Annotated in this window: 26 protein-coding genes; 18 read left to right on the top strand and 8 right to left on the bottom strand. The window is 47.1% G+C overall.

Features of this window, described 5'->3' with window-relative positions; all coding sequences use genetic code 11:
* The first annotated feature begins 10 nt into the window (after positions 1–10).
* The 3 genes from MUG09_RS14265 (at position 11) to MUG09_RS14255 (ending at position 2563) form a co-directional block, all read left to right on the top strand.
* Positions 11–1021 (top strand): ABC transporter substrate-binding protein, encoded by a 1011-nt coding sequence (locus MUG09_RS14265; protein WP_244772112.1) that lies wholly within the window; start codon positions 11–13, stop codon positions 1019–1021.
* 87 nt (positions 1022–1108) lie between these two features.
* A complete protein-coding gene (locus tag MUG09_RS14260; RefSeq protein WP_244772111.1) occupies positions 1109–1540 on the top strand; it encodes an NfeD family protein in 432 nt (143 codons plus the stop codon).
* Between the two features lie 3 nt (positions 1541–1543).
* Positions 1544–2563: an SPFH domain-containing protein gene (locus MUG09_RS14255; protein ID WP_244772110.1), complete on the top strand. Its 1020-nt coding sequence runs from the start codon at positions 1544–1546 to the stop codon at positions 2561–2563.
* On the opposite strand, the gene MUG09_RS14250 is transcribed toward MUG09_RS14255, so the two are convergent.
* The 3 genes from MUG09_RS14250 to MUG09_RS14240 all read right to left on the bottom strand — a co-directional run bounded on the left by MUG09_RS14250 (position 2526) and on the right by MUG09_RS14240 (position 5506).
* The gene (locus tag MUG09_RS14250; RefSeq protein ID WP_244772109.1) at positions 2526–3506 is read right to left on the bottom strand and encodes an aldose 1-epimerase; all 981 of its coding nucleotides are present in this window, start codon (positions 3504–3506) and stop codon (positions 2526–2528) included. The genes MUG09_RS14255 and MUG09_RS14250 overlap by 38 nt on opposite strands.
* Positions 3507–3568: 62 nt before the next feature.
* Positions 3569–4516 (bottom strand): ADP-ribosylglycohydrolase family protein, encoded by a 948-nt coding sequence (locus MUG09_RS14245; RefSeq protein ID WP_244772108.1) that lies wholly within the window; start codon positions 4514–4516, stop codon positions 3569–3571.
* Positions 4517–4654: 138 nt separating this feature from the next.
* A complete protein-coding gene (locus MUG09_RS14240; RefSeq protein ID WP_244772107.1) occupies positions 4655–5506 on the bottom strand; it encodes a MurR/RpiR family transcriptional regulator in 852 nt (283 codons plus the stop codon).
* Between the two features lie 116 nt (positions 5507–5622).
* Here MUG09_RS14240 and murQ point away from each other — a divergent pair, with 116 nt between their 5' ends.
* The 8 genes from murQ to MUG09_RS14200 all read left to right on the top strand — a co-directional run bounded on the left by murQ (position 5623) and on the right by MUG09_RS14200 (position 12976).
* Complete coding sequence (murQ, locus tag MUG09_RS14235) at positions 5623–6570, top strand: N-acetylmuramic acid 6-phosphate etherase (RefSeq protein WP_244772106.1); 948 nt, start codon at positions 5623–5625, stop codon at positions 6568–6570.
* A complete protein-coding gene (locus MUG09_RS14230) occupies positions 6552–7496 on the top strand; it encodes a BadF/BadG/BcrA/BcrD ATPase family protein (protein WP_244772105.1) in 945 nt (314 codons plus the stop codon). Before murQ ends, MUG09_RS14230 begins: the two co-directional genes overlap by 19 nt.
* 41 nt (positions 7497–7537) lie before the next feature.
* Positions 7538–8845 (top strand): ABC transporter substrate-binding protein, encoded by a 1308-nt coding sequence (locus tag MUG09_RS14225; protein WP_244772104.1) that lies wholly within the window; start codon positions 7538–7540, stop codon positions 8843–8845.
* A 64-nt stretch (positions 8846–8909) separates the two neighbouring features.
* Positions 8910–9806 carry a carbohydrate ABC transporter permease gene (locus MUG09_RS14220; RefSeq protein ID WP_244772103.1) on the top strand — a complete coding sequence of 299 codons (897 nt, stop codon included), beginning with the start codon at positions 8910–8912 and terminating at the stop codon, positions 9804–9806.
* 9 nt (positions 9807–9815) lie between these two features.
* Positions 9816–10670: a carbohydrate ABC transporter permease gene (locus MUG09_RS14215; RefSeq protein ID WP_425314084.1), complete on the top strand. Its 855-nt coding sequence runs from the start codon at positions 9816–9818 to the stop codon at positions 10668–10670.
* Positions 10671–10681: 11 nt separating this feature from the next.
* Complete coding sequence (locus MUG09_RS14210) at positions 10682–11287, top strand: HAD-IA family hydrolase (protein WP_244772101.1); 606 nt, start codon at positions 10682–10684, stop codon at positions 11285–11287.
* Positions 11235–12407 carry a serine hydrolase domain-containing protein gene (locus MUG09_RS14205; protein WP_244772100.1) on the top strand — a complete coding sequence of 391 codons (1173 nt, stop codon included), beginning with the start codon at positions 11235–11237 and terminating at the stop codon, positions 12405–12407. The genes MUG09_RS14210 and MUG09_RS14205 overlap by 53 nt, the downstream gene beginning before the upstream one ends.
* A complete protein-coding gene (locus MUG09_RS14200) occupies positions 12404–12976 on the top strand; it encodes an NUDIX hydrolase (RefSeq protein ID WP_244772099.1) in 573 nt (190 codons plus the stop codon). Before MUG09_RS14205 ends, MUG09_RS14200 begins: the two co-directional genes overlap by 4 nt.
* Positions 12977–13025: 49 nt before the next feature.
* Here the strand turns inward: MUG09_RS14200 and MUG09_RS14195 are convergent, their stop codons facing one another.
* Complete coding sequence (locus MUG09_RS14195) at positions 13026–13901, bottom strand: HNH endonuclease (protein ID WP_244772098.1); 876 nt, start codon at positions 13899–13901, stop codon at positions 13026–13028.
* 142 nt (positions 13902–14043) lie between these two features.
* On the opposite strand from MUG09_RS14195, the gene MUG09_RS14190 reads away from it, so the two are divergent.
* Positions 14044–15528: an alkaline phosphatase gene (locus MUG09_RS14190; protein ID WP_244772097.1), complete on the top strand. Its 1485-nt coding sequence runs from the start codon at positions 14044–14046 to the stop codon at positions 15526–15528.
* A gap of 66 nt (positions 15529–15594) precedes the next feature.
* Positions 15595–16782, top strand: a complete 1188-nt coding sequence (locus MUG09_RS14185) for a YibE/F family protein (RefSeq protein WP_244772096.1) — start codon at positions 15595–15597, stop codon at positions 16780–16782.
* Here MUG09_RS14185 and MUG09_RS14180 read toward each other — a convergent pair.
* Positions 16715–17689 carry a 2-thiouracil desulfurase family protein gene (locus tag MUG09_RS14180; protein ID WP_244772095.1) on the bottom strand — a complete coding sequence of 325 codons (975 nt, stop codon included), beginning with the start codon at positions 17687–17689 and terminating at the stop codon, positions 16715–16717. The genes MUG09_RS14185 and MUG09_RS14180 overlap by 68 nt on opposite strands.
* Positions 17690–17776: 87 nt before the next feature.
* Here MUG09_RS14180 and MUG09_RS14175 point away from each other — a divergent pair, with 87 nt between their 5' ends.
* A complete protein-coding gene (locus tag MUG09_RS14175; protein ID WP_244772094.1) occupies positions 17777–18145 on the top strand; it encodes a DUF5655 domain-containing protein in 369 nt (122 codons plus the stop codon).
* Positions 18138–18632 carry a putative immunity protein gene (locus MUG09_RS14170; RefSeq protein WP_244772093.1) on the top strand — a complete coding sequence of 165 codons (495 nt, stop codon included), beginning with the start codon at positions 18138–18140 and terminating at the stop codon, positions 18630–18632. The genes MUG09_RS14175 and MUG09_RS14170 overlap by 8 nt, the downstream gene beginning before the upstream one ends.
* Here the strand turns inward: MUG09_RS14170 and MUG09_RS16575 are convergent.
* The 3 genes from MUG09_RS16575 to MUG09_RS14160 all read right to left on the bottom strand — a co-directional run bounded on the left by MUG09_RS16575 (position 18606) and on the right by MUG09_RS14160 (position 19716).
* The gene (locus MUG09_RS16575; RefSeq protein WP_425314093.1) at positions 18606–18773 is read right to left on the bottom strand and encodes a hypothetical protein; all 168 of its coding nucleotides are present in this window, start codon (positions 18771–18773) and stop codon (positions 18606–18608) included. The genes MUG09_RS14170 and MUG09_RS16575 overlap by 27 nt on opposite strands.
* A 63-nt stretch (positions 18774–18836) precedes the next feature.
* A complete protein-coding gene (locus MUG09_RS14165; protein WP_244772092.1) occupies positions 18837–19136 on the bottom strand; it encodes a DUF6922 domain-containing protein in 300 nt (99 codons plus the stop codon).
* A 76-nt stretch (positions 19137–19212) separates the two neighbouring features.
* The gene (locus tag MUG09_RS14160; RefSeq protein WP_244772091.1) at positions 19213–19716 is read right to left on the bottom strand and encodes an amidohydrolase family protein; all 504 of its coding nucleotides are present in this window, start codon (positions 19714–19716) and stop codon (positions 19213–19215) included.
* Between the two features lie 176 nt (positions 19717–19892).
* On the opposite strand from MUG09_RS14160, the gene MUG09_RS14155 reads away from it, so the two are divergent.
* The 3 genes from MUG09_RS14155 (at position 19893) to MUG09_RS14145 (ending at position 23425) form a co-directional block, all read left to right on the top strand.
* The gene (locus MUG09_RS14155) at positions 19893–21482 is read left to right on the top strand and encodes an ABC transporter substrate-binding protein (RefSeq protein WP_244772090.1); all 1590 of its coding nucleotides are present in this window, start codon (positions 19893–19895) and stop codon (positions 21480–21482) included.
* Positions 21483–21627: 145 nt separating this feature from the next.
* On the top strand, positions 21628–22584 hold the full coding sequence (locus tag MUG09_RS14150) for an ABC transporter permease (RefSeq protein ID WP_244772089.1): 957 nt from the start codon (positions 21628–21630) through the stop codon (positions 22582–22584).
* Positions 22577–23425, top strand: coding sequence for an ABC transporter permease (locus tag MUG09_RS14145; RefSeq protein ID WP_244772088.1), 849 nt, complete (start codon positions 22577–22579; stop codon positions 23423–23425). Before MUG09_RS14150 ends, MUG09_RS14145 begins: the two co-directional genes overlap by 8 nt.
* The last annotated feature ends 4 nt before the right edge of the window (positions 23426–23429 follow it).

Below are 23429 nucleotides of genomic sequence, written 5' to 3'. Positions count from 1 at the left end.
AGGAGTCTGTATGCACAAAGTAGTCGTGTGCTTGACAGCAATACTCTACATGACGGCAGATCTCGTTGCCACCGGTACCAGCGAGGCTAAGTCTGAAACGGGGGAGCTGGTGCTTTACACCTCCCATGCAACAGACTGGACTGAGCCCATCATCTCGGAATTCGAGAAGCATACAGGTATCACTGTTACGCTTGTCAGCGGAGGCACCGGCGACTTGATCGAGCGAATCCACTCAGAAAAGGAAGCTCCTGTTGCCGATATTCTCTGGGGAGGAGGTTCGGACTCCTATCAGGCGATCATCAATTTGCTGCAACCGTATGCACACAAGCATATGAGCAAAGTTCTTGACGTCACCCGCGACCCGGGCAACCGCTGGCATGGTACCACCATCGATCCGATGGTGATTATTTACAATCCAACATTGGTGGAGGAAGCATCCGCACCCAAGGGTTGGGCTGATTTGCTCAATCCTGCATTCAAAGGAAACATTGCCCATGCAGATCCCGAGCGGTCAGGGTCGGCTTTCATGGCGCTTGTCATCCAGCTGCTCAGCATGGGGGGTGACAACGAAACCGGTTGGACGTATATGAAGCGCTTTGTAGAGGCCCTGGACGGGAAAGTCCTCACATCCTCCTCTGCAGTCTATGAGGGCGTAGCCGACGGCCGGTATGCAGTGGGAATCACCTACGAAGAGGCGGCCCTCAAGTCTGCAAGAGCCGGTGCCGATTTGAAGGTTGTCTATCCCGTCGAAGGTTCATCGAAGGTCCCCAGCCCGATTGCCATTATCAAAGGAGCAAGGAACCTTGGCAATGCCCGAAAGTTTGTGGACTACATCCTCAGCAAGGAAGTTCAGACAGTGATGGGCGACATCAACCGCAGGACCGTACGTACCGATATACAGTTGCCTGCGAACATGGTTCCCAACAATAAGCTTGGGGACATTCCCTACGACCCACTCTGGGTCGGGGGGAATAAGCAACGCTTGCTGGACCGCTGGAATCAGCTCATTGATGCACAATAACATACAGTGTTCCGATTGGCATGGTTGACAGGTGGGAACACCGGGTCTACAGTTTTGCCTAGGTGCGAAGCACACAAGGGGGAACTGATGAATCTGTGGTGGGTTTTCGTAACAGTTGGAATTCTCTTGATGGCCATGGAAGTCATAACACCAGGGTTCATCATCATGTGGTTCGGGCTTGCAACCATAGTTGCAGCCATACCTGTCTATTTTGGTGCCTCAACGTCCGTGGTATTGATTACCTTTGCCGTAACCCTGCTCATTCTCACCGTGTTTGTACGGAGGATCTTCACCAATCGCCTTACGAGCAAGCGTGGGGTCAACACAAACGCAGCCTCCTTGATCGGCCAACAGGCCGTGGTCATCGAGCCGATCGATCCACTCAAGGCGACGGGGAAGGTGCGGGTTCGCAAGGAAGTCTGGAGTGCTACAGCAAAAGGTACAGAAACACTTGCCGTCGACCAGATAGTCACCGTGAAGGCGCTTGACGGTGTGAAGCTGCTGGTTGCAAAGGAGTAGGGGATGGAAGAGCTTTATATTATTCTTGCGATTACATTCTTTGTCATTCTGATCGTCCTTAAGGGAATCAAGCAAGTGCCCCAGGGCCAGGCGATGATCATCGAGCGGTTGGGAAAATACGTACGCACCCTGGATTCGGGCATCAACTTCATCATCCCCTTTCTGGACCGCAAGCGGGTGGTCAAGCACCTGAACTACAAGCCCGACGGGCTTTCCGCCTATTGCGTCGACCTTCGCGAGCAGGTCTATGACATCCCCTCGCAGGCGGTGATCACACGTGACAACATCAGCCTGACCGTCGATACCCTGATTTTCTACCAGATTGTGGAACCCCATCGTGCCCTGTATGAGATCAGCGACCTTATCATGGCCATACGCGAGCTCTCCAAAACCACCATGCGCAACGTCTTCGGAGAGATGGATCTCGATACCAGCCTCTCCTCACGCGATACGGTGAATCAACGGCTGCGCACCATCCTCGATGAGGCGACCGACAAATGGGGAGTGAAAATCCTTCGCGTCGAGATCCAAGACATAGTTCCCCCTGCAGATCTCAAGGAGGACATGGAGCGGCAGATGCGCGCCGAGCGTACCCGAAGGCAGGAAGTCACCATCGCCGAAGGGAAGAAGCAGGCCGCCATCCTTGAGGCGGAAGGAATCAAGCAGAGCTTGATCCTCAATGCCCAAGGTGAGAGCGAATCGCGTATTATGAAGGCTGAGGCGATCAAGGCGGAGAAAATCCTGCTCGCCCAAGGCGAGGCTGAATCGATCCAGTTGGTACAACAGGCAAAGGCGGTAGGTCTTGATGCGGTGCGCAAGGTCTACTCCGAGCAAGGCGGGTCGGAAAACCTGCTTATGATGGAGATATTGCGTTCACAGAATGAAATTGCCAAGGACCTTGCCAACGGGACAAGCCAGAAGATATTCCTCCCCACCGAGGCAGCCGGGCTGTTCGGGTCCATCAAGGGTATCCAGGAACTGCTGGCTACCCGGCAGTCATTGAAAGACGTGAACGAAGCGTAAGACTCTGCTGTGGACCAAGACTACGAAATCCACTCTGCTCGGGTGCCAGCTTCGAATTAGGTGCATCGATGATCCAGGTCTGCGGCTCCGCACAGACAAACCCTTCACAGCCTCCCTTGTTGAAAAGCATCCAATAGTCCAAGGGGGACTTCGTGCTATAGTGGATGCTGGTTCGGCTCGGTTGGTGCATATACCATAGTTCATGCACCGGTTCCCGCTTTGTAGTGAAGTGGTTGGAAAGAGCCTGTGTGTATGGACGATAGGTTCCCTGTCGCAGTGTTTCCAGCAGCTCATTGGATTGAACATACTCACCGGTAGGGATGAATGTCGGCCGGTCGATAAGGATTTCCTGTCCGGCGTCCAAACAAAGCACGTACTCCTCTTCCTTTCCGGTACCCAGAAAGTCAGCATTGAACGTAGTATGGAATCCAACACCCACCGGCATCTCATTTTCTGAGGTGTTGGTGATGGTCAACGCATGTCCGAGCCCGGCCTCTGAAAGAGAGAATGCCGACTCGACCTTGAATGTATGACCAAACTGTAGATAGGGGTCATCTGCAGCAGCCTCATAGACAAAGCTGATATGAGCTTGGGTCTCATTGTACCATCTAGCCCTTGGCTTGAAAGGCGTGCTGCTCAAAAACCCATGGATGTGATGACCACGCTCAGGCTCGTTGATTGGAAAACGATACTCCCTTCCTTCAAACATATATCGTCCTTCCTTGATCCGATTGGGAGGAAAAAGCAGGGGAATCCCGTACAGGTTTGGTTGGGCGGCGAACTGCTCCCGTGAGGGGGGAGTGCGCAGCAGCGACACATCATCTTTGGTCAGCTGGATGCAGTTCGCCCCCATGTGGGCACAGATGAATGCACTGTATCCACCTGAGAACAAGCGATACCCGCTGATGCCGTTGCAGGTCTCTTCGGTAATGTTGGATTTCATGGGACGAAGTGTGGCCTTTGCCAAGGGAAGAAGCAAGAGGAAAAACCTGCGAAATGAAATAGTTACTTGAACACGTTTCCTACCGGCAGATCCAGCAGCGCCTTCGTCCACACCCCAGCCTTCTCTTCAAGCGGCTCCTCACCACAGATGAACAGCCGCTTGATGCAGGCAGTCAGCTTCAGTGCCTGCTTCCAACGGGCAGGGATGCCCGCCTCTCCGGCAAAAGCACCGGCCAAAGCCCCATAAATGGCGGCATTCGTATCGGCATCGCCGGCCCGCATGGTAAGTTCTATCATGCCTTCCTCGAAATTCCTGGCATGCAGCACTGTATAGAAGGCAAGTTGAAAGGCAATGATGACCCAACCCTTGAGATTCCCATCAATCCCTTCGGGTGGTGCATCTTTTGCCTTATGCAATGCCTCCAGCACTTCCCGTTCAGACACATAAGAAGGTGCTGCCTCGAGGAGGTAGGCGTATACTTCCTCGGCGCTCCAGCCCTTGCAGATGGCAAGGCTGAGGGCGAAGACAAAGAGACGATTACAGTCCCTGCTGACGGGATGAGTGTGGGTGATGGAGCAGTCGAGGTCGGAAAGCTGCATCAAGGCGGGGATGGAGAGCCTGCATCCCAGGATTCCCAAGGGTGTGATGCGCATCAGCGCACCATTGGCTTGACTGTTGGGATTCAATCTTCCATCAAGTGCTCCACATATGGTGATGCCGATATCTTCCGGTCCTGCATTGCGCCACCTCTGATAGGCTTTTATTACATGGCTTTGGGAGTAAGAGCCATTGGATAGGATGCTCTGGAGCATCATGATGGCCATTTCACTGTCGTCGGTTATTTCCCCGACTTTCCCCACCGAGCGCTCAGCATCATCCATCTCAGTGATACCGGATGGGAATTGCTTCAGGATATCCTTTTCCCGCTTGAACTCGGTTTGGGCCCCGAAGGCATCACCGACAAAACTGCCAAGCAGTGATCCCAGTGCCCGTTCATACAGTGTCGCCATCCATGAGTCTCCTTTGGGTAAGTATACCATAAAGAAGGCTAAGAGATAATTAATCTTTGCTTCACGAACAGATTTCTTATGAATAGTTCCACTATTTGGCCGTACCTATGCACGAGATAGAAACATGATAGAGGTTGCCTACGTAGCTCCAATGTGTGAAACAGCTTTCCAGGTGTTGCTAATATGTTCGGCCGCATCTTTTTTCCGGCTGATGAGAGCCGCATATAGAATATCGACGACTACAAGCTGATTAATCCGGGATAGTGTTGCCCCTTCTCGGAATAGGGCTTCAGTATCAGGAACTTGCAAAACAATATCAGAAATTTTTGAAAGCGAATTTGGTCTGATTCTTGTTACTGCAATTACTTTCGCTCCAGCTTTATGGGCTTGAATTGCTGTTCTGAGAGTATGATTGGTCTCTCCAGAATACGAAAATAAGATTGCTACATCTGATGTGTTTAGGGAACATGCTTGAACTATCTGAATGTCGGGGTCTGATGGGCAGAATGCTGGTATCCCGATACGAATGAGTTTTTGCTGAAAATCCGAGGCTACAAGCCCTGAAGCGCCTATGCCAATTAAGAGGATATGTCGGGAATTGCTGATAATATCAACTGCTTTCTCGATTTTATCGGTGGAAAGAAGTGGCTTTAGAGAAAAGAGACTGCTTACAATGGTATCGAGTAATGCAGCAGTAAGATCGTCAATATTCGTTGCTTCTTCAGGTTTAACCAAGGTGTTTTGTTCGATTGGAGATGTACTGAAAATCTCGCGTGCAAGTGCAAGTCGGAGTTCCATAAATCCCTCGCATCCGATTCGTTTGCAAAACCGTGTAATGGCTGCAGTACTAGTTTTGGCAAGTACCGCTAAATCTTGGATATTCTCATCTACTACAGTATTCGAGTTTTGTAGAATATAGTCTGCAACTTTCTTTTCAGATGGATTTAGATGCGGGAAAAGTTGTTTGATTATGGATAAGTAGTGTTTCATATTTCTAAGGTAGCCGGCTTTCCTAGTTTTGTAAATGAAAAAAATTATCATATATGTTAAAAAGTATCTAAAAATATTTGTTGTAGTGAGTTGCTTCTATGGCTTATAGTAAAAACATGCAGAATGAACTATTAACTACAGAACAGCGAAATCCTATTTCTTATAGGATTGACGCAAAAGATACATTGGAAATTTTAGGTATTATCAATGCCGAAGACAAGCAGGTCCCCTTTGCTGTTGAGAAAGCTTTACCCCAGATTGGAAACATTGTTGAGGATGTAGTGGAGTCCTTTATTTCTGGTGGAAGGCTTTTTTATATTGGTGCAGGTACGTCGGGTCGGTTAGGCGTTCTGGATGCATCAGAGTGCCCTCCGACATTTGGAGTCAGCCCTGAACAGGTCCAAGGAATTATCGCTGGGGGTCTTCCTGCACTGACCCGTTCTATCGAGAATGCAGAGGACGATGAAGCTGCGGGTATAGAGGCTCTACAACGGGTTGGTTTTTCCTCAAGGGATGTTCTTGTAGGAATAACCGCATCCGGTGGAGCTCCTTTTGTTGTTGAAGCTATTCGCTATGCAAAGCAGCTTGGAGCCAAAGTAGGTGCAATAAGTTGCAACCAAAAGACTCCTGTGTTTGAACTTATTGACTCTGGTCGCAGAGTTTATATTCCCGTAGGCCCGGAGATTGTAACTGGGTCAACTAGAATGAAAGCAGGCACTGCTCAAAAGCTTGCCTTAAATATGATCACTACGACTGCAATGATCCGAACCGGGAAAGTATACAACAACCTTATGGTTAACTTGATGCCGGTAAATGCAAAACTGGTGAAACGAGCCCAGCGGTTGATTAGTGAAGTTTCCGGGTGTTCAGAGAAAGAGGCCGAAAAATTGTTTGCAGGGTCCGGGCAGGAAACAAAGACTGCAATACTGATGGCCCTGCTGAACATTCAAGCCGATTCTGCAAGAAATCTGCTTCAGAAGAATGGGGGTAGCATTAACAAAGTGATTGATACTACCCATTTGGGTCTTTCCACACAGGAGGGCTCATGCCAAAACCAGAACTGATTTTTGGGATAGATGGAGGAGGAACTCGCAGCCGAATTGCATTGGCTACTTTATCAGGTGAAGTAATCTATAAACTTGAAGGACGCAGCACCAATGCTTATGCCTCCGACAATGATATACAGAAAACCATCACTGATCTCATACAAAATGCATGTCTACAAGCAGGTGTTTCAATTACAAATCTTATCGGCGGTTGCTTTGGAAATGCTGGGCTGTCACGTCCGAATGAGAAAGTGCAGTTTAAACATTATTTTGAATCCTTTCTTGGCAAGAATGTGCCAATCCTTCTTTGCAATGATGCGGAAATCTTGCTAGCAGGAGGAGCGGGGGGTGTTCAAGGCCTCTGCATTATTGCTGGAACGGGGTCGATTGCTTTAGGACGGGCTGCTGATGGAATGTTAATCCGTGCAGGTGGCTTGGGATGGCGTTTGGGGGACGAAGGTTCAGCTTGGTGGATAGCACAACAGGCCGTACAAAGGACTCTTCGAAGTCTAGAGGGGCGGGATTTGGAAACTACGTTACTCCAACCCTTATTATCCTATTTTCGGCTTGAAAAACCTGAAGATTTTGTAGCTCTTTTTAATGGAACGAAGCTTGATAAAGCCAGCATAGCGGCTGTTGCTCCTCTTGTTACCCGTGCTGGATTAGAAGGTGATTTGTTGGCGTTGGATATACTTCATGCAGCAGCAAATGAGTTGGTCTCGTTAGTTGTTTCCGTGGTTCGGAGAATGCCTAAGTTGCGTGATGCTTGTTTAGTATATGCGGGTGGAGTATTGCAGCATGACCAGGTTGTAATGCCGAAATTTTCAGAGCAACTTTCGAACGTATACCCCGATGTGATTCTTACCAAAGGCAAAGGGGATGCTTTGGATGGAGCAGTGCTACTGGCAAAGGATGCAATGAAGAAAAGAATAACCCAAGTTTAATACTTGGTTTAAATTGGAGAGGTTAGAATTAGGAGGAAGAAATGAAAAAATCAGTGGTCATTGTGCTAGTTTTAATACTAGCAATGATGAGTATCACGGCAAAAGGGCAGGTAGAAAAGGGAGTAGATCTTTCATCTCCTGTGAAGCTTGTATTGTGGACCCATGACGATCCAAACAGAAGTGTGTTGGAGAAGGAATTGATCGAAAAGTTTGTTGCTTTGAATCCTAATGTAAGTGTTGATTATCAAACTTATCCTTCAGGGAAAATGGCAGAATTGCTTACTGTGGCATTCTCCACAGGTGAAGGGCCGGATGTTTTCAACCAAAGCCAGTCTGTGATCAGGCAGTTTGTAGTTGAAGGCCAAGTAAGTGCATTGAATCCATCTTGGATAGGCTTGAAATCTATAGATGAGATGAAGAATCGTTATCTGCCTGGAGCTCTTGATGCTGTGACCCTGGACGGGAATATTCATGGCATGCCTCTAGAATACACCAATCTTGCTGTATATCTGAATAAGAGGCTTTTTAGAGAAGCAGGCCTAGATCCTGATAAAGATTACCCGAAGACTTGGGAAGACATGATGGAAATTAGCTCAAAGCTTGTTAAATATAATGGTGACATTATCTTAAGTCGTGGTTTTGATTTCCGTTATGCAACCTATTATCTCATGGAAATGCTTCCGATGGTTGAACAGATGGGTGGTAAGCTTGTGAGCGATGACGGAAAGACCGCAGTAATTAATGATGCGGCATGGTTGAAATTTTTTGATTACATGAAAATGTGGGGCCCGTATGGGAAGAATCTTGGAGGACCTACGTATGTCTCAGTTTCTAAGGTGTTCGACTCGAATGACGGGCAGGTAGCTATGAGTGAAAGTGGCCTCTACCAACAAGCAAGAATGAGAAGTTCGAATCCCTCATTCTATGAAAGCGATGATTGGATGGTAATCCCTTATCCTCAGTGGGAAGATGCAGTGCAGAAGGTGCCCTGCCATGTCTCATGCCACTATTACATGGTCAATGGCAATACTCCTGAGGCAAAACAGGTATGGAGTTGGCGCTTGGTCGATTTCATGTTGTCTCATTCTGAAGATTACTTGAAACGAGTAAATCTGGTGCAACCCACACATGTGTTGTTTGAATCAGATACGTTCAAAGCTATGCCGTATTCAGACGTATTCAAGTCCGATCTCGATCACGCAACCCTTACATTCTATTCCGGAAATAGTAGTGCTATCATCGAGAAGATGAAACAAGCTGTTGAAGCGGTAATGATGCAGAATCAGGATTCTGAGACTGTACTAAAGAACTTTAGAAGGCAAGTCCAATTGATTATTGATGAGGAATAGTTGGTCCATCGTTGAGGGCGGTTTTATACCGCCCTTATTTTGTACATTCAATGAGGAACTATGAATGAAAAATCGGAAATTCAGTATTGAAGAACAGAAGGCTCGATGGGGGTGGTTTTTTGTAGCTCCCGCAATTGCCTTTTTCTTTTTGTTTTCCTTGTATCCAATGTTGAATGCATTCTGGAACACCTTCTTTAATGTACGACTTTTATCTTTGAAAAAACCAGAATTCGTTGGGTTGAAAAATTACATTTTTATACTGACATCCCCAGAGTTTTGGGCGTCGATTAAGGCTACTACAATCTTTGCTCTCAGTTCCTTTATTCCACTTACAATTTTTTCGCATGTATTTGGTTTGGTTATAACCACGCGAACCCGAGGGCAACGGATGATACAGCTTTTTATTTATTCTCCTGCCGTTTTATCTAGTGTTGTTGCTGCGTTGATTTGGTTGCTGTTATTTGACCCCAGAGGGATTGCAAATAGTTTTGTTAACTTCTTGTTGAACACTCCTGGTACGGACCATATGTGGCTGATACAGCCAATAAAATTATACACCTCAACTGCATTGATATATTTTTGGAAATACATTGGCTATTTTACGATTATCATTGCTACAGGTATTGCCAAAGTTCCCACGTCAGTTATCGAAGCAGCAACCATCGATGGTGCTACTTCAAGACAGACAATCAGCAAAATTATCATGCCCTTGCTGAAACCAACAACGTTGATGGTTTCAATTGTTGCCATGCTCAATAGCATGAAAAGCTTCTCTACGCAGTACTTGTTCACACAACGGGGAGCCCCTCATGCACCTTTGAATGTTCTTACTCTAAATATTTATAAAACTGCTATGAGGGACAGGTATATAAGTAGGGCTTGTGTAATGAGCTTCATCTTATTCTTTATCATGATGATTCTCACCGTTGTCCGGATGAAAGCATCGGAATCAAAGGACTAGAGGTAATACATGCTCCGAAATAAATCAGTTTCAAATCAAGCTACTAACATTCTAATAAATATCCTTTTTGCTGTTTTCATTGGATTATTGATGATGCCGATTGTATTCATGTTCTCTGCTTCATTCATGAAATCGTCTGAAATTTTTAGGATGCCGTATCGTTGGATTCCAAAAGATTTCTTCATGAAGAACTACTATAATGCAGTCACTGACTATGGAAAAAACTATACCTTTTTGCGTACGGTGATGAATTCCTTGATAGTGGCATTGAGCACTACTATTCTATCAGTACTCGTATCCTCATTTGCTGGATATGGCTTGAGCAAGTTTACATTTAAAGGCCAGAAAATTGTTTTCTTAATGATTATGGGTAGAATGATGATTCCCTTCGAAGCAATTATGATTCCCATGTATATGATTGCTATTAGTCTGCATCTTCAAAATACGTACACTGGATTAGTGCTCCCTTTTGTGCTGAATACATTCGGAGTTTTCCAGATGAGACAATACTTATTATCATTTCCTGATGAAATGCTGGATGCAGGCCGGATTGATGGTTTGGGAGAGTTTAGGTTGTTCAAGCATCTTGTTTTCAGAAATAGTACACCAGCAATTGCAACAGCTGCGATTTTGTGTTTCCGAGGGCAATGGGATAATTTGCTATGGCCTCTACTTCTTTCTCAGAAAGAGGTAATGAAAACTATTCCTGCCTATTTAGTCAAGTTCACTGAAGAGAAATATGCGGATGAAGGGGCGATGATGGCTGTTGCTATGATGGCAAGTATACCGATAATTGTCTTGTTTCTATCGCTTTCAAAATATTTTCTAGGTGGCAATGTAATGTTCTCATCAAGCAAAGAATAGGGTGGTTTCTTATGATTAAGGTATGCATGTTCGATATGGGTGGGGTAATTGTACGAGATTTTCAGATGGCCCCAGAATTACTTCCTTTCCTTGGGCGTAAGGAATTAGCATTTGCAGATATGCCATCAGCAATCAAGCATGCACTGCACGATCACAGCATGGGACTGATTGATGAAGAAAAGTTTTGGACAATTTATGAGAGGGAGACTTCAAGCAATGTTGAGAGAAACGGACAGAGCTTGCTTGGGAGGTTCTTTCATCCCGTATTGGATGTCCCCACCATGGAGGTAATTAAACGACTGAAACGGCAGAATATGAGGATAATCTGCGGCACGAATGTTATAGATTCTCATTTTAGAATTCACCACACATTGAAACAATATGACATATTCGATCGAGTCTATGCTTCCCATCTGATGCATTTGGCAAAGCCTGATCGTGCGTTCTATCGATATATCCTTGAAAAGGAGAAGGTCTCTGCTGACGAGGTTTTTTTTACTGATGACATGGAGGAAAATATTGCCGCGGCTAAAGAAGAAGGGTTGACAGCATTTCACTATACTCATGCTGGGAATCTTATTACTCAACTCAAAATCTGCGGCATTGATAGAATCTGAAGATACTCTGAGGATCACTCGAGAAAACCCTATGGAATCGAACGAGGATAAGCTAAAAGCGTTTTTAGGCAAACTCATGGATGATGGAGTCTGTCCAGGCCTTGCGGCAGCAGTTTGTTCTGAAGATAAGGTGCTTTTTACGTATATTGGTGGTTTGAAACAGCGCATCCCTAAACAAATTCTCATGACGGAGAGTGCTTTGTTTGATGTTGCATCCTTAACGAAAGTGCTGGCCACTACAATGATTAGCAGTGTTTTGTGTGATTCAGGGCAGTTGAAATACGATACACCCCTCCAGCATTATCTCGAAAGTTCTGGAAATTACAGATGCGCCACGATTAGACAGTTGCTTACGCATACTGCAGGATTTGTTGCCGAGCAACGATTAGACGCTGTGGTAGGCCAGCCAGATGAAACGTTGGATTATATCCTTGGAACACAACCTATCGCTTCTCCAGGCACCAAGTACGAGTATAGTTGTTTCGGTTTTATTGTATTAGGGAAAATTCTGGAGCGTATAGTTGGAGCTCCTTTGGATAGTATAGCAAGAGATTTGGTGTTTGCTCCTCTTGGCATGGATCACACAGTATTTAATCCATTGCAAGCAGGATATGGTGAGAATACTATTGTAGCAACTGAATTTGATAAAACTTTGCAAAAAGTGATTGTTGGTACTGTACATGATGAAAATGCAAGATTTCTAGGCGGAGTGGCTGGAAATGCAGGCGTATTTTCAAGCTTGGGCGATACTGTACGGTTTTGTCAGATGCTGTTGCGTGATGGTTGCGGTCAACGGGGGAACTTTATATCTCATGAACGGGTTAGAGAATTCTCAACGGACTATACCTATAATTTGGAAACAGCAAGAGGTATTGGATTTTTATTAGGGAGTCGTGGAGCTACCCCTGCAAGTGAGAATGCAGGAATAGGAAATTATGGCCATACCGGATTTACCGGGACATCATTGTGGATATCACAATCAAAAAAAATGGCTGCTATACTATTGACCAATCGTGTCCATCCTACTCGTCACAATACAACGCTTCTTCCTTTGAGGGAGAAGTTCCATTCACTCGCATTTGCATTTGATGAAACATCCAAGTTAGAGAGGGGAGTATGAAAATTCAACTTCTAGGAAGCGAAGTCTCTCAGCAAGATCAAACAATCATTCCTGCAATCAGCGCTGGTTGTCGAGCAATCATTGAGCAGGATAATTGCATTCTGTTTTCTTGCCTAACAAAAAGAAGCCAGTACTTGTTGCCAGGAGGAAGAATCGATTTGGGTGAATCATTACAAGCCTGTGTCGTTCGCGAGTGCCTAGAAGAATTGGGAATGGTGGTAGAAGTAAACCGTTGGCTTTGTTCGATAGAAGAGAAGTATGGGAATGGGTGGTTTCGAAATGAGTACTTTGTTGTTGATGTCAAGGCACAAGATCTTCCCTTGCAATTGGTTAAGGAAGAAATTGCTCTCAAACTGGCTCCGGTTTGGGTGCCAAAAGATAAAGTAATACAAAAACTCCTGCAAACCCCAATTGATGAGAGATGGTGGGAAGCAAGCAACAATCTGGCAATTAAGCATAGCCACTATCGTGAGGCCTGTGCACTGTCTGTATATTTTTCAACCAACCTACCGAAGATTCCGGTATATTTTGAAGGTAGCCTTTCTAAAGTTGATGTCTGCACTGATTAGTGGAAATCAATTGAAATAGTCGTAAAAGACTGAACTTGCTTTATTGCATCTATGAATGACTCAACAATATCGGATGCTTTTTCAGTACCTCCCAGCTTCGGTGCAGGACCTGGTCCTCGCAGCCGACTTTGCAGTTGTGCTCGAGCAACGTGAACTGTTTGGTATGGAAACGTCGATGGCAGGAAGGACAGAGACAGAGCAAATTTGTCAGTGAGTCAGGACCCTCTTGGGAGAGAGGCTGAATATGGTGGGCATCGGCATTGAGGAACTCCCATTGCTCCTCACGACTCAAGGTCTTCACCCATCCAGGCCGATAAATCCTGGTACCGCAGATCTGGCACTGGAAGTCGTAAAGGTACTTGACTGCTTGCTTGAGTGCCCCCTTGCTGTAATAGTACCGCTTGGACCCCAATTTAACCGTCTGGTCAGAAGCATCGATGGAGAGCAGATTCAACAATTTCTTGTCGATTTCCTGTTGGGGCGCCTTGGACAGAAGCGTTTCCTTGATCCAGTACGATGCTTCCACACGGTCGGTATGGTAGTCCGGGTCCTTCTCCTTGGCCAATTCCTCCGTAAGGTCGTCTGATTGTGGATGCTGGACAAACCAGTCGCGCAGGTAGCAGTAAATCAAGCTAAAGGCGGGATCTTCTTTCCTATGGAGGAGCAGGGTGGTCAAGGCATATGAAGGTGTGGCTTGGATGAAGAACCCGTGATGGGTCTCATCGAGGCCCAGGTAGTGGGCGACTCCCATCGACTGCCAGCCATGACTTTCCCTGCCATCCAGCCCGAGGCACAGCGTATCGAGTTCACGAAACCCCTTTCTGCTGAAGAGCCAATAGTACACCACAGCCGAGCGTTCTTGTTCGGTGTAGAGGGAAAACTCCCGTTTTCGTGTTCGCTTGTTCAGCTTGGGAAACTCATGCATACGCCCATCCTAGCAGCCATACGACCTGGTTGGAAGAGGCAACATTCACACATTTTTGCAAAATTTCTCACCAATCGCTCGCGAAAGCCTAGCAATTGAAGCTCATCGTATGGCCATCCAGACTTTTATGGTGGAGGAATTCATGAGAAAACACATGATGATGGTGCTGTTGCTTGTTGCAGCGGTACTCACAGCTCTTACGGCACAGGCTGTAGGAGAGAATCAGAATCGGGTGGACTCTGTACAGACACAGGCAAAACCCAAGTATGTCTTTATGTTCATCGGAGACGGCATGAGCCATGTGCAGATCAACGCGGCCCAGATTCTGAAAGGCAGCAGTGAGAAAGGAAACCTCTCTCTCAAGCCGCTTACCTTTACCGAGTTTCCCGCCCTCGGCTTGCAGACAACCTACGATGCAACTTCGTTCTGCCCCGACTCGGCATCGACGGCCACGTCGCTCTCCAGCGGGTATAAGACCCACAGCGGGACCATCGGGCTTGGTATCGACAAGCAGGTCGTGGGACAGACCATTGCAGAACAGCTTAAGGAGCAGAAGGGTTGGAAAGTCGGCTTGGTTTCGACAGTCACCCTCAACCATGCCACCCCGGCCGCCTACTACGCCCATGTACCTTCCCGAAACAACTACTATGACATCGGTGTCCAGATGGTGGAAAGCGGCTTCGACTACTTCGGAGGCGGGGCGATCAGCAAGGCCGAAGACGGTGGGAGAACGAGCATCTACACCCTGCTTGAGAGAGCCGGTTATCTGGTTACTGACAACAAGCAACAGATTCTCAACCTCACCTCTGCAAGCGGCAAGGTGTATGCGCAGAATCCGAGACTCCAGGACAGCGGATCCATGCCGTATGCCATGGATATGAACGAGATGGACGTAAGTCTTGCCCAATTTGTAGAGAAGGGCATCGATGTATTGGACAACCCAGAGGGATTCTTCATGATGGTGGAGTCAGGCAAGATCGACTGGGCATGCCACGCCAATGATGCTGCAGCGGAAATCTATGACCTGCTCGCCTTCGACCAGGCCATAGCTGTCGCCCTCGATTTTGCCAAGATCCATCCCGAGGAGACCTTGATCGTGGTCACCGGCGACCATGAAACAGGCGGAATGACCATCGGCTATGCCGGTACCGGCTATAACACGGCCTTCGACATCCTTTACAACCAAAAGCTCTCCTACATCGCTTTCGATGAGAAGTTCACCAAGCTGCAGAAGGAGAATCCAAACCTGCGCTTCGAGCAGGCGCTTTCCATGGTTGCGGCCGATTTTGGCCTGGTTGCACCTGGAGAAACCGCTGCAAACAAGGCTCTGGTACTCTCTGCCTTGGAGTATTCAAAGCTGGAAGCCGCTTTCAAGCAGGCAATGCTTCCCTCAAAACAGCGCGATGGCGGCGACCAGGCCTATCTGCTCTACGGCGGCTACAATCCGTTCTCCGTTACACTGACGCACATCCTGAACAACAAGGCGGGCATCGGCTGGACCAGTTACTCGCACACGGGAACCCCGGTGGGTGTGTATGCATACGGCAGCGGCAGCGAGCTCTTCGCCGGCTCCTACGACAACACCGACGTGTATGCAAAACTGAAGCAGCTGACCGGTATTGTATAACCAAACTAAATTTCTTCTCTTCTTCTCCCTCCCTGCGGGGGGAGAATTCTTGTAAAGGAACACGTGATGAAAGTACAGATGGTTGTTCGTGAACGGATTCTGGTCTTAGGTTTACTCGCGCTTGTCCTGGTCCTGATTCGTATTCCCACCGGCTTCGAACGGAAAATCTACAGTAACGCCGTTGGGACCAAGGCCCGTGTCATTGCCGTGGACAATACCACCCTTTTGAATAAAGGCGTGGTAAGGATGGGCGAGCAGGTGATCACCGTCCGCTTGCTCGGCTCCCCCTTCAAGGGGATGGAGACGAAGGCTGTGAACCTGCTTGGCGGTAAACTTGAGTTCGATACCGTCTACCAGGAAGGTGACTTGGCATGGGTGTTGTTGGAACAAAGTGAGGATGGGCAGATCATCTTTGCCAATATGGTCAGTCTTTACCGATTTCCCAAGGAGTTGCAGTTGCTTCTGTTGTTTGCAACCCTGCTGCTGTTGGTTTCAGGAAGGAAAGGTCTTCGTACCCTGCTTTCCTTCACGTTGGCATTTCTGTTGATCTGGAAGGTCCTCATTCCCCTCTGCCTCAAAGGGTACGAGCCCATCCTCATCGCTCTGTTGGTAGGGGCGGCATTAACCGTCTCTTGCCTCTTGTTGGTAGCAGGATTGACGAAAAAAGCCTATTGCGCCATCGCAAGTTCGTTGCTTTGTTCCTTGGTGACATGTCTGCTGGCCACGGTGGGAACTTCATACTTTTCCATCCATGGTGCGGTAATGAGCTGGTCTGAATCATTGTTGTATGCCGGGTTCGAGCAGGTGAATCTGACCAAGCTGTTACAGGCCGCCATCTATCTCTCCTGCAGCGGGGCCATCCTTGATTTGGCCGTCGACATCAGTGCAGCCCTCGATGAGGTGCACCTGCACAATCGTGGAGTAACTCGCAAAGAGTTGTTTGCCAGCGGCATGCACATCGGGCAATCGGTGGTAGGCAGTCAAACCACCACCTTGCTGCTTGCCTATATCGGCAGCTACCTGACCATCATGATGGTATACATGGCCCAGGGAACCCCGTTGATGAGCATTCTCAACTCCCAAAGTGTTGCCGCAGAAATTCTGCACACCCTCATCGGGTGCATCGGCTTGGTGTTGGTTGCCCCTCTCACATCACTGGTCTGTGCATCAGTCTATACGAAACAGACTACACCTCTTGCTCCATCTCTTTCTGCTGTTCAAGAGCCTTCATGCGGTGTTGGTCCCGATAGATGACGGGACTTGCACCGAAGAGGAAGTCGTCCTCCAAGGCGGTGCGCTCCATCCTGCTCAGCTCCTTGGCGATGGTCGTTACGTTGCGCTTGAAGTCCGGGCTGTTGATCTCCTCGACTTTCTTGCCCTTCTTTTTGCGGTAGTGGGAGTAGTGCTTCCAAAGGCTGTTGGTGATTTTCACCGTAGTGGAAGGGCGGCGAAGCAGGTCGAGCACTTGGGCGCGGAAGGTCGGCTCGAATTGTGCGAAGTCACCTTTGGAAAGACCTGCGAGGGTTCGTCCCATCTCCCTTGCCCAGGTATTGTCCAGTTCTTGGCAGAGGAACTTCAGTACATACCATGTCTCATAGAGCTCCTGCATCGAGTGCAGGGGGTGGTTGGCAAACCAGTGGAAGGCAAGCAGTCTTCTTCTCCAGTCCCACCATTTCAGCGGGCTTTGCAGGTCGCTCGAGGGAATGAGGAAGAACCCCTCGTCCAGCAATAGGGAGCCGAATACACCGGGTGGATTGCCCCGCTTGGTACTCTTGAGGGTAGTTCGATACACCCCGCAGGAGGGGCTCCCATCCATGTAGATGAAGGCGTTGACACCAGAACGCTTGAGTACTTCCAAACACTCCAGACAACCTTGTTTCATCTCCCTGGTCACCAGCTTTCCCGAACGGTTCTTCACTTCGGCCTCTCCGGTCCAGACCTGCTCCCCATTGCCACCGCTAAGGTGCACCGGGTCGCGGGTGACTCCAAGTCCTGCCTGGCATTCAGGACAGACAGGGAAGAAGGTGAAGTCGTTTTTCTCCCTGCCCAAGGCAGTAAGAACATCGATGCCCTTTCCGTTGTACCGAACCGGTCCACCCATGGCGCACAAGCTGATGCCTATGGGAAGCTTTTCTGTAATGACAATTTGTTTTTGCTGCACAGACAGGCCCTCTCTTACTGGTATTGTAGCATTGAAGAAAGGAAAGCACATGTTTTTATTTGATTGGGGGTGTAGTACTATCATGCTATGACAGCTGAGCAATTCTTCACCAATTTCCCTCGCTCTCACGATCTCTACACTTCAGTGGAGAATGCAATTATCGCCCTTGGGCCTTATAGTGTGAAGATCACCAAGAGCCAGATTGCCTTCCTTGCTGGCAAGCCCTTTGCCTATGTGTGGATACCCGGTCGCTACCAAAAGGGAAATACTGCTCCCTTGGTGCTCAGCCTGCCTCTATCCTATAGGGATGAAACAGTAGTGTGGAAAGAAGTCTATCAGGTGCGAAAGAGTGCCTATATGCACCATAAAGAGCTTTGGACGGCTGAAGATCTTGACCAGAAGCTTATCGATTTGCTTGCACACATCTATCAGGAAGTGAGGAGCAAGCATGCGTGATCCCAATTTTGTTGCCCGACACCGGGGTGGCTTGCTCTCTGATGTCGATCATCGCTTGTTGATGAAGTGGGCCCTCGCCATGGCTGAACATCTTGCTTTGTATCTTGCCGTCCCCATCGACCCTGTTCTCATTGAAGCGATGCAGGTTGGAAGGCAGTGGAGTGAGGGCAAAGTCGGAACCGGAGCAGCAATGAAGGCAAGCCGGGTGGTACACAAGCATGCTCAAGGTATTACAGACCCAGCCTACAAACTCTTCTGTCGCAGTGTAGGGCAGGCGGTTGCCACCGCCCACATGGCCGACCACAGCATGGGGCCTGTGTATTACGGAAAGAAGTTGGTCAAGGTGCTTGGTTTGGATGAAAGGCAGGAGCTGGCTTGGCAGCTTGCAAACCTGCACCAACTCAGCCCAAGCCTTGTTCCCTTGGTAGAGCAGACCCTTTCGGATAAAGGTATTGTCTGTTCAAGCCATGATGAACATGATGACTGAGAATATGTTGCATAAACAGTGGCAGACCATTGAAACATAGATGTTCTTCAGCTTCCACGCTGCATATGCAGCAGGATGCAAGACAGCAATCCTGAAGATGTTCCCAAAGGGTTCCCGGAAGTGGTAGAGCGAGAAGAGGATGGTCTCGATGAGACCTGTTTAATCAAGGTATTGGTATTTGTAAAAGTTCAAAGGTACTGGAATCTACACTCTCGGTGTGCAGCATGAAAGCTCCTTCTTATCTATCTCAAGTACAATTGCCGCATAAGAGGCATCCCTTGCAGGAATATGTTTGATGTGCCTCATGATATCCGCCACCTGTTTCTTTCCCCCGTACAGGTTCAACATTGCATACCAATCATCCTTGGTGCCATGTTGGATAACCCTTAGTACTACCGTCTTACACATTTTCTCCCAATCGAATCTTGCAAGATTATACTCCCATAGTATCGCAGGAGATATTCTTAAGTGGGAATGGTTTTTCCAGTCGTCCAAGTACTTCATGCAGAAAGTGTACTACAAAACTCAGTATAATTGAATTGTTGCATCATATTCCGAAAGGCAATTCAGCGGCTTGCCATCATGAAAAATACAGCCGCTGTGCATTGTCATGAAACACCATTTTCTGCTCTTTTTCACTGAAGAGAGCCAACTGGTAATCGAGCAGCTGTTGGTAGCTGTACTGCACCAAAGTTGAAGGGGCATCGGTTCCCCACATCAGGTGTTCTGAGCCTGCTATGTTCTTTGCCAAGTTGATGAACGCCTGTGCGGTTGGGAAGGGATAGTCTTCAGGGCGCACCTTGTGGTGCAGGGCTGCCAGGTCGAAGTGTATGTTCTCTGCTTTCATGGTTTGGAGGGCTTCAGTAAGCTCTATCTTGTGATGCCTTCTGGGGCTCGCCAGATGGCAGACGACCACTTCAAGAGCAGGAAATTGCTTTGCAATGTTGCTGATGGCCTTGGGCTGGTGGGAACCGTCGCCCGGGCTTCCCAGGTCGAAGACCAGGACTCCCTTCTTTGCTGCAATCTGCTCGTAGAAACCCATCATCAGACTGTTGTCCAAGGCAAAGTCGGGGTGGCTTCCCATAATGCCGCAGCCGGTGGCTTCGAAAAACTATCCTTTGAGAAGTTCCTATAACCCGTAGAGGCGTATTTAGATATTCCACCTTTTCTTGATTTCATGTGCTTTACGGCGATATCTGCACCACATAGTGTTTAGATGAAGTGCTGAATACACAAAAGAAATTTTCAAAAGGAGTGTCTATGAAAATGAGGAGAATTTTAGCAATCTTGGTAACATTGTTGCTCGTGACCAATGTGTGGGCAGGAGGAAATGCAGAAGCGCCCTCTACCGCACAGGATGCCGGTCCCAAGGAGATTGTGCTAAGAGTTGGAATTGATGCAGATCCGGGAACATTGGCTCCCTTTGTGAAGAGTGGTTCTGGTTTTGCAACTATTTCCTACACATTATACGAATACTTGGGAGAGCTCTCTGAGGTAGGAGGTGTTTTGGAAGGTTACATTATGAAAGAGTATAAAGAGGTCGCTCCTCTGGTATACGAAGTAACCATCTATGACTACGTACATGATACTGCCGGTAATCATATTAATGCCGACGATGTAATTTTCAGCATCGCAAAAATGAAGGAAATGGGTGGAAGCGGGAATATGCGTTACATCGATTCCTTTGAAAAAGTCAGTGATTACACCATCCGTCTGAAGCTTAATTCAAACTTCGTAGGCGGCCTGAATAAGGTTATTGCCTCTTGTAGAATTGTTTCCAAGAAGGCTTTTGAAGCCAGCAAGGATGGAATGGCTACCACACCAATCGGGACTACCGGTTATGAATTGGAGAAGTATGTTCCTGGTTCTGTAGTAAGATTTAGAAAAACAAATAATCATTGGCAAAAAGATGCTTCAAAACTGGCTACGTTGCAGGCAGCAAATCCTGATGTGATTGAGTACAAGATCATCAAAGAATCCGCCCAGATGGCCATAGCTCTTGAGACTAAAACAATTGATTTGGCCGTCAATATGTCAAATATCGATGCCCAACGATTCATGGATAATAAGGCTTATACGGTATTCCAAAATGCATCAAACATCACCAATCAGATGTATTTAAACCTTGATACCGACTCTGTATTCTACAATAACCTTCCTCTCAGAATGGCTGTTCTTCGCTCGATCGATAAGCAGGGGCTGGTAAAGGGAGCTGTTAGTGGATATGGTGCGCCTTTGAAGGATTTTGGTAGTAATCAATTCCCGGATTTCAACCCAAAATGGGAGAATGAAGACTACAATGACTATGATCCTGTAAAGGCTAAAGCACTGCTTGCTGAAGCTGGGTATAAGCCGAACGAGCTGACTCTGCGTATAATGACTGACAATACTCCCATAAGGAATAAAGTTGCTCAAATGATCCAAGGATATTTGATGGCAACCGGCATCAAAGCAACCATTCTTCAGTACGACCAAGCATTATTCAACAACTATAAGATTGATACCAAAGACAAATATGAATGGGATATCATGCTGGATAATACAGGAGCTTCAGATTATCTGGTCTCCATGTACCGCGCAAAGTTTGATTCCCGCCAATATTCGAATGGTACGACCAATGGTGTTAAAGATGAAACGTTGCAGAAGTATGTAGACCGTGCTAACGCCCTCGATGGACATTCAACCACTGACGTCGACAACCTTCATTATTACATGAAAGAGCAAGCATATGCTATGGGCCTGTTCTCTCATATAACATTCATGGTTGGTCGTGATGGGATAGAGACGCTCACCTATGATGCAAAATGCTATCCAGCACCTGCAAATACAGAATTCAATGCCAAATATTGATTGACTCATTACGTAATAGCTTTGTATGGATGGGATGATAACTCTGGGTTGTCTCCCATCCCGAATAAGAGGATGTGGTAAAGCTGTACAATACTTGTCTCCACATCCTCATTTCTTGAAGGCACGTGTAATCAGGAGAAAAAGGATGATTAGGTATATTATCAAGCGAATACTCTGGATGATTCCAGTAATTCTGGGTGTCGCGATATTTATTTTCTCGCTTATGTATTTCGTCCCAGGAGACCCTGCAGCTATCATCCTGGGTTCTGATGCAACCGAATTGGAATTAAACCTATTACGAGAGAAATTGGGATTCAATGAGCCATTTCTTACTAGATTAGTTGAATATCTTGCAAATGTATTCTTGCGGTTTGATTTTGGTGAATCATATATAACTCATAATAGTATCACCACCGAATTGGTTCGACGTATGCCTTATACTTTTACTCTTGCAGTGCTTTGCATGCTTATTTCCGTGGCTGGTGGTGTTCCCCTTGGTGTGAATGCGGCGGTACATCAAAACAAATGGGGTGACAGAATCAGCATGCTGATTGCACTTGCTGGTGTATCCATACCTGCATTTTGGCTGGGTTTGATGCTGGTATTGCTATTCTCATTGAAACTAGGTTGGCTGCCGGCTTATGGAATTGGGGGAATTCAATATTTCATTCTTCCCGCAATTGCAAACTCGCTAGGACAATTGGCCATGCTTGCAAGACAAAGCAGATCTAGTATGCTTGAAGTCATTCGCTCGGATTATATCGTTACAGCTCATGCTAAAGGACAGACCAAAAACAAGGTAATTTATAAGCACGCGCTGCCTAATGCATTAATACCAATTGTAACAGTTGCCGGAAGCAATTTTGGTAGATCTCTCGGTGGAACCGTAATTATCGAAAATGTATTTTCTATGCCTGGAATAGGGTCCTATATGGTAACTGCTATCAATCAACGCGATTACTTGGTAGTCCAAGGGTCCGTTATTCTTCTGGCAGTCAGTTTCTGCTTCATAATCCTTCTCGTTGATATTTTGTACGCTTTTATCGACCCCAGAATCAAAGCTCAGTACGAGGGTGTTGCAAGGAGAAAGAAGCATGTCTAGAAATAGCAATTCAAAAGCAATCATCAAGCGCTTGATGAAGAATAAGGCCGCCATGTTTGGACTTGCTTTATTTGTCATCTTAATTTTCCTATCCTTGGTATCTCCATTCATTATGAAGTACTCGTACTTCGAGATGAATCCGAGTGCTATGTTGGAAGGACCCTCATGGGAACATCCCTTCGGTACCGACGACCTGGGACGAGATGTCTTAAGTCGAATTCTGTATGGGGGAAGATACTCACTGAGTATTGGAATATCATCAGTAGTTGTAGCGTTGTCCATCAGTATGGTTGTAGGATCTATAGCCGGGTATTTCGGAGGAAAAATCGATAATATTATTATGCGACTATTGGATATAATTCAATCTGTACCAGGTATCCTGTTAACAATAGCCATCTCTTCAGCGTTTGGATCGGGATTTGACAAGACGGTGCTTGCTATCGGTTTAGCTCAAATTCCCTCATTTGCGAGAATTCTGCGAGCCGCAATCATGAATATCCGAAAAATGGAGTATCTTGAGGCTGCCGAGGCAATCGGAGCAAAACGATATCGGATAATCTTTGTGCATGTATTGCCCAATGCCATGGCCCCTTTGATTGTTTCAGCAACCATGTGGATTGCAAATACTATGCTGATTGCAGCTTCCTTGAGTTTCGTTGGCCTTGGAGTCCAACCTCCGACTCCTGAATGGGGAGCCATGCTTTCAGCAGGAAGGGCTTATATACGCGACTACCCACATCTGGTGATTTTCCCAGGGCTGTTCATTGCAATTACAGTTCTTGGCCTAAATATGTTCGGAGATGGCCTTCGAGATGCTTGTGACCCGAAACTTAAGAATTAGAAGG

Origin of the sequence: Sphaerochaeta associata (assembly GCF_022869165.1) — a bacterium.
Classification (GTDB): domain Bacteria; phylum Spirochaetota; class Spirochaetia; order Sphaerochaetales; family Sphaerochaetaceae; genus Sphaerochaeta; species Sphaerochaeta associata.
This window is presented reverse-complemented; position numbering and strand designations above follow the sequence as displayed.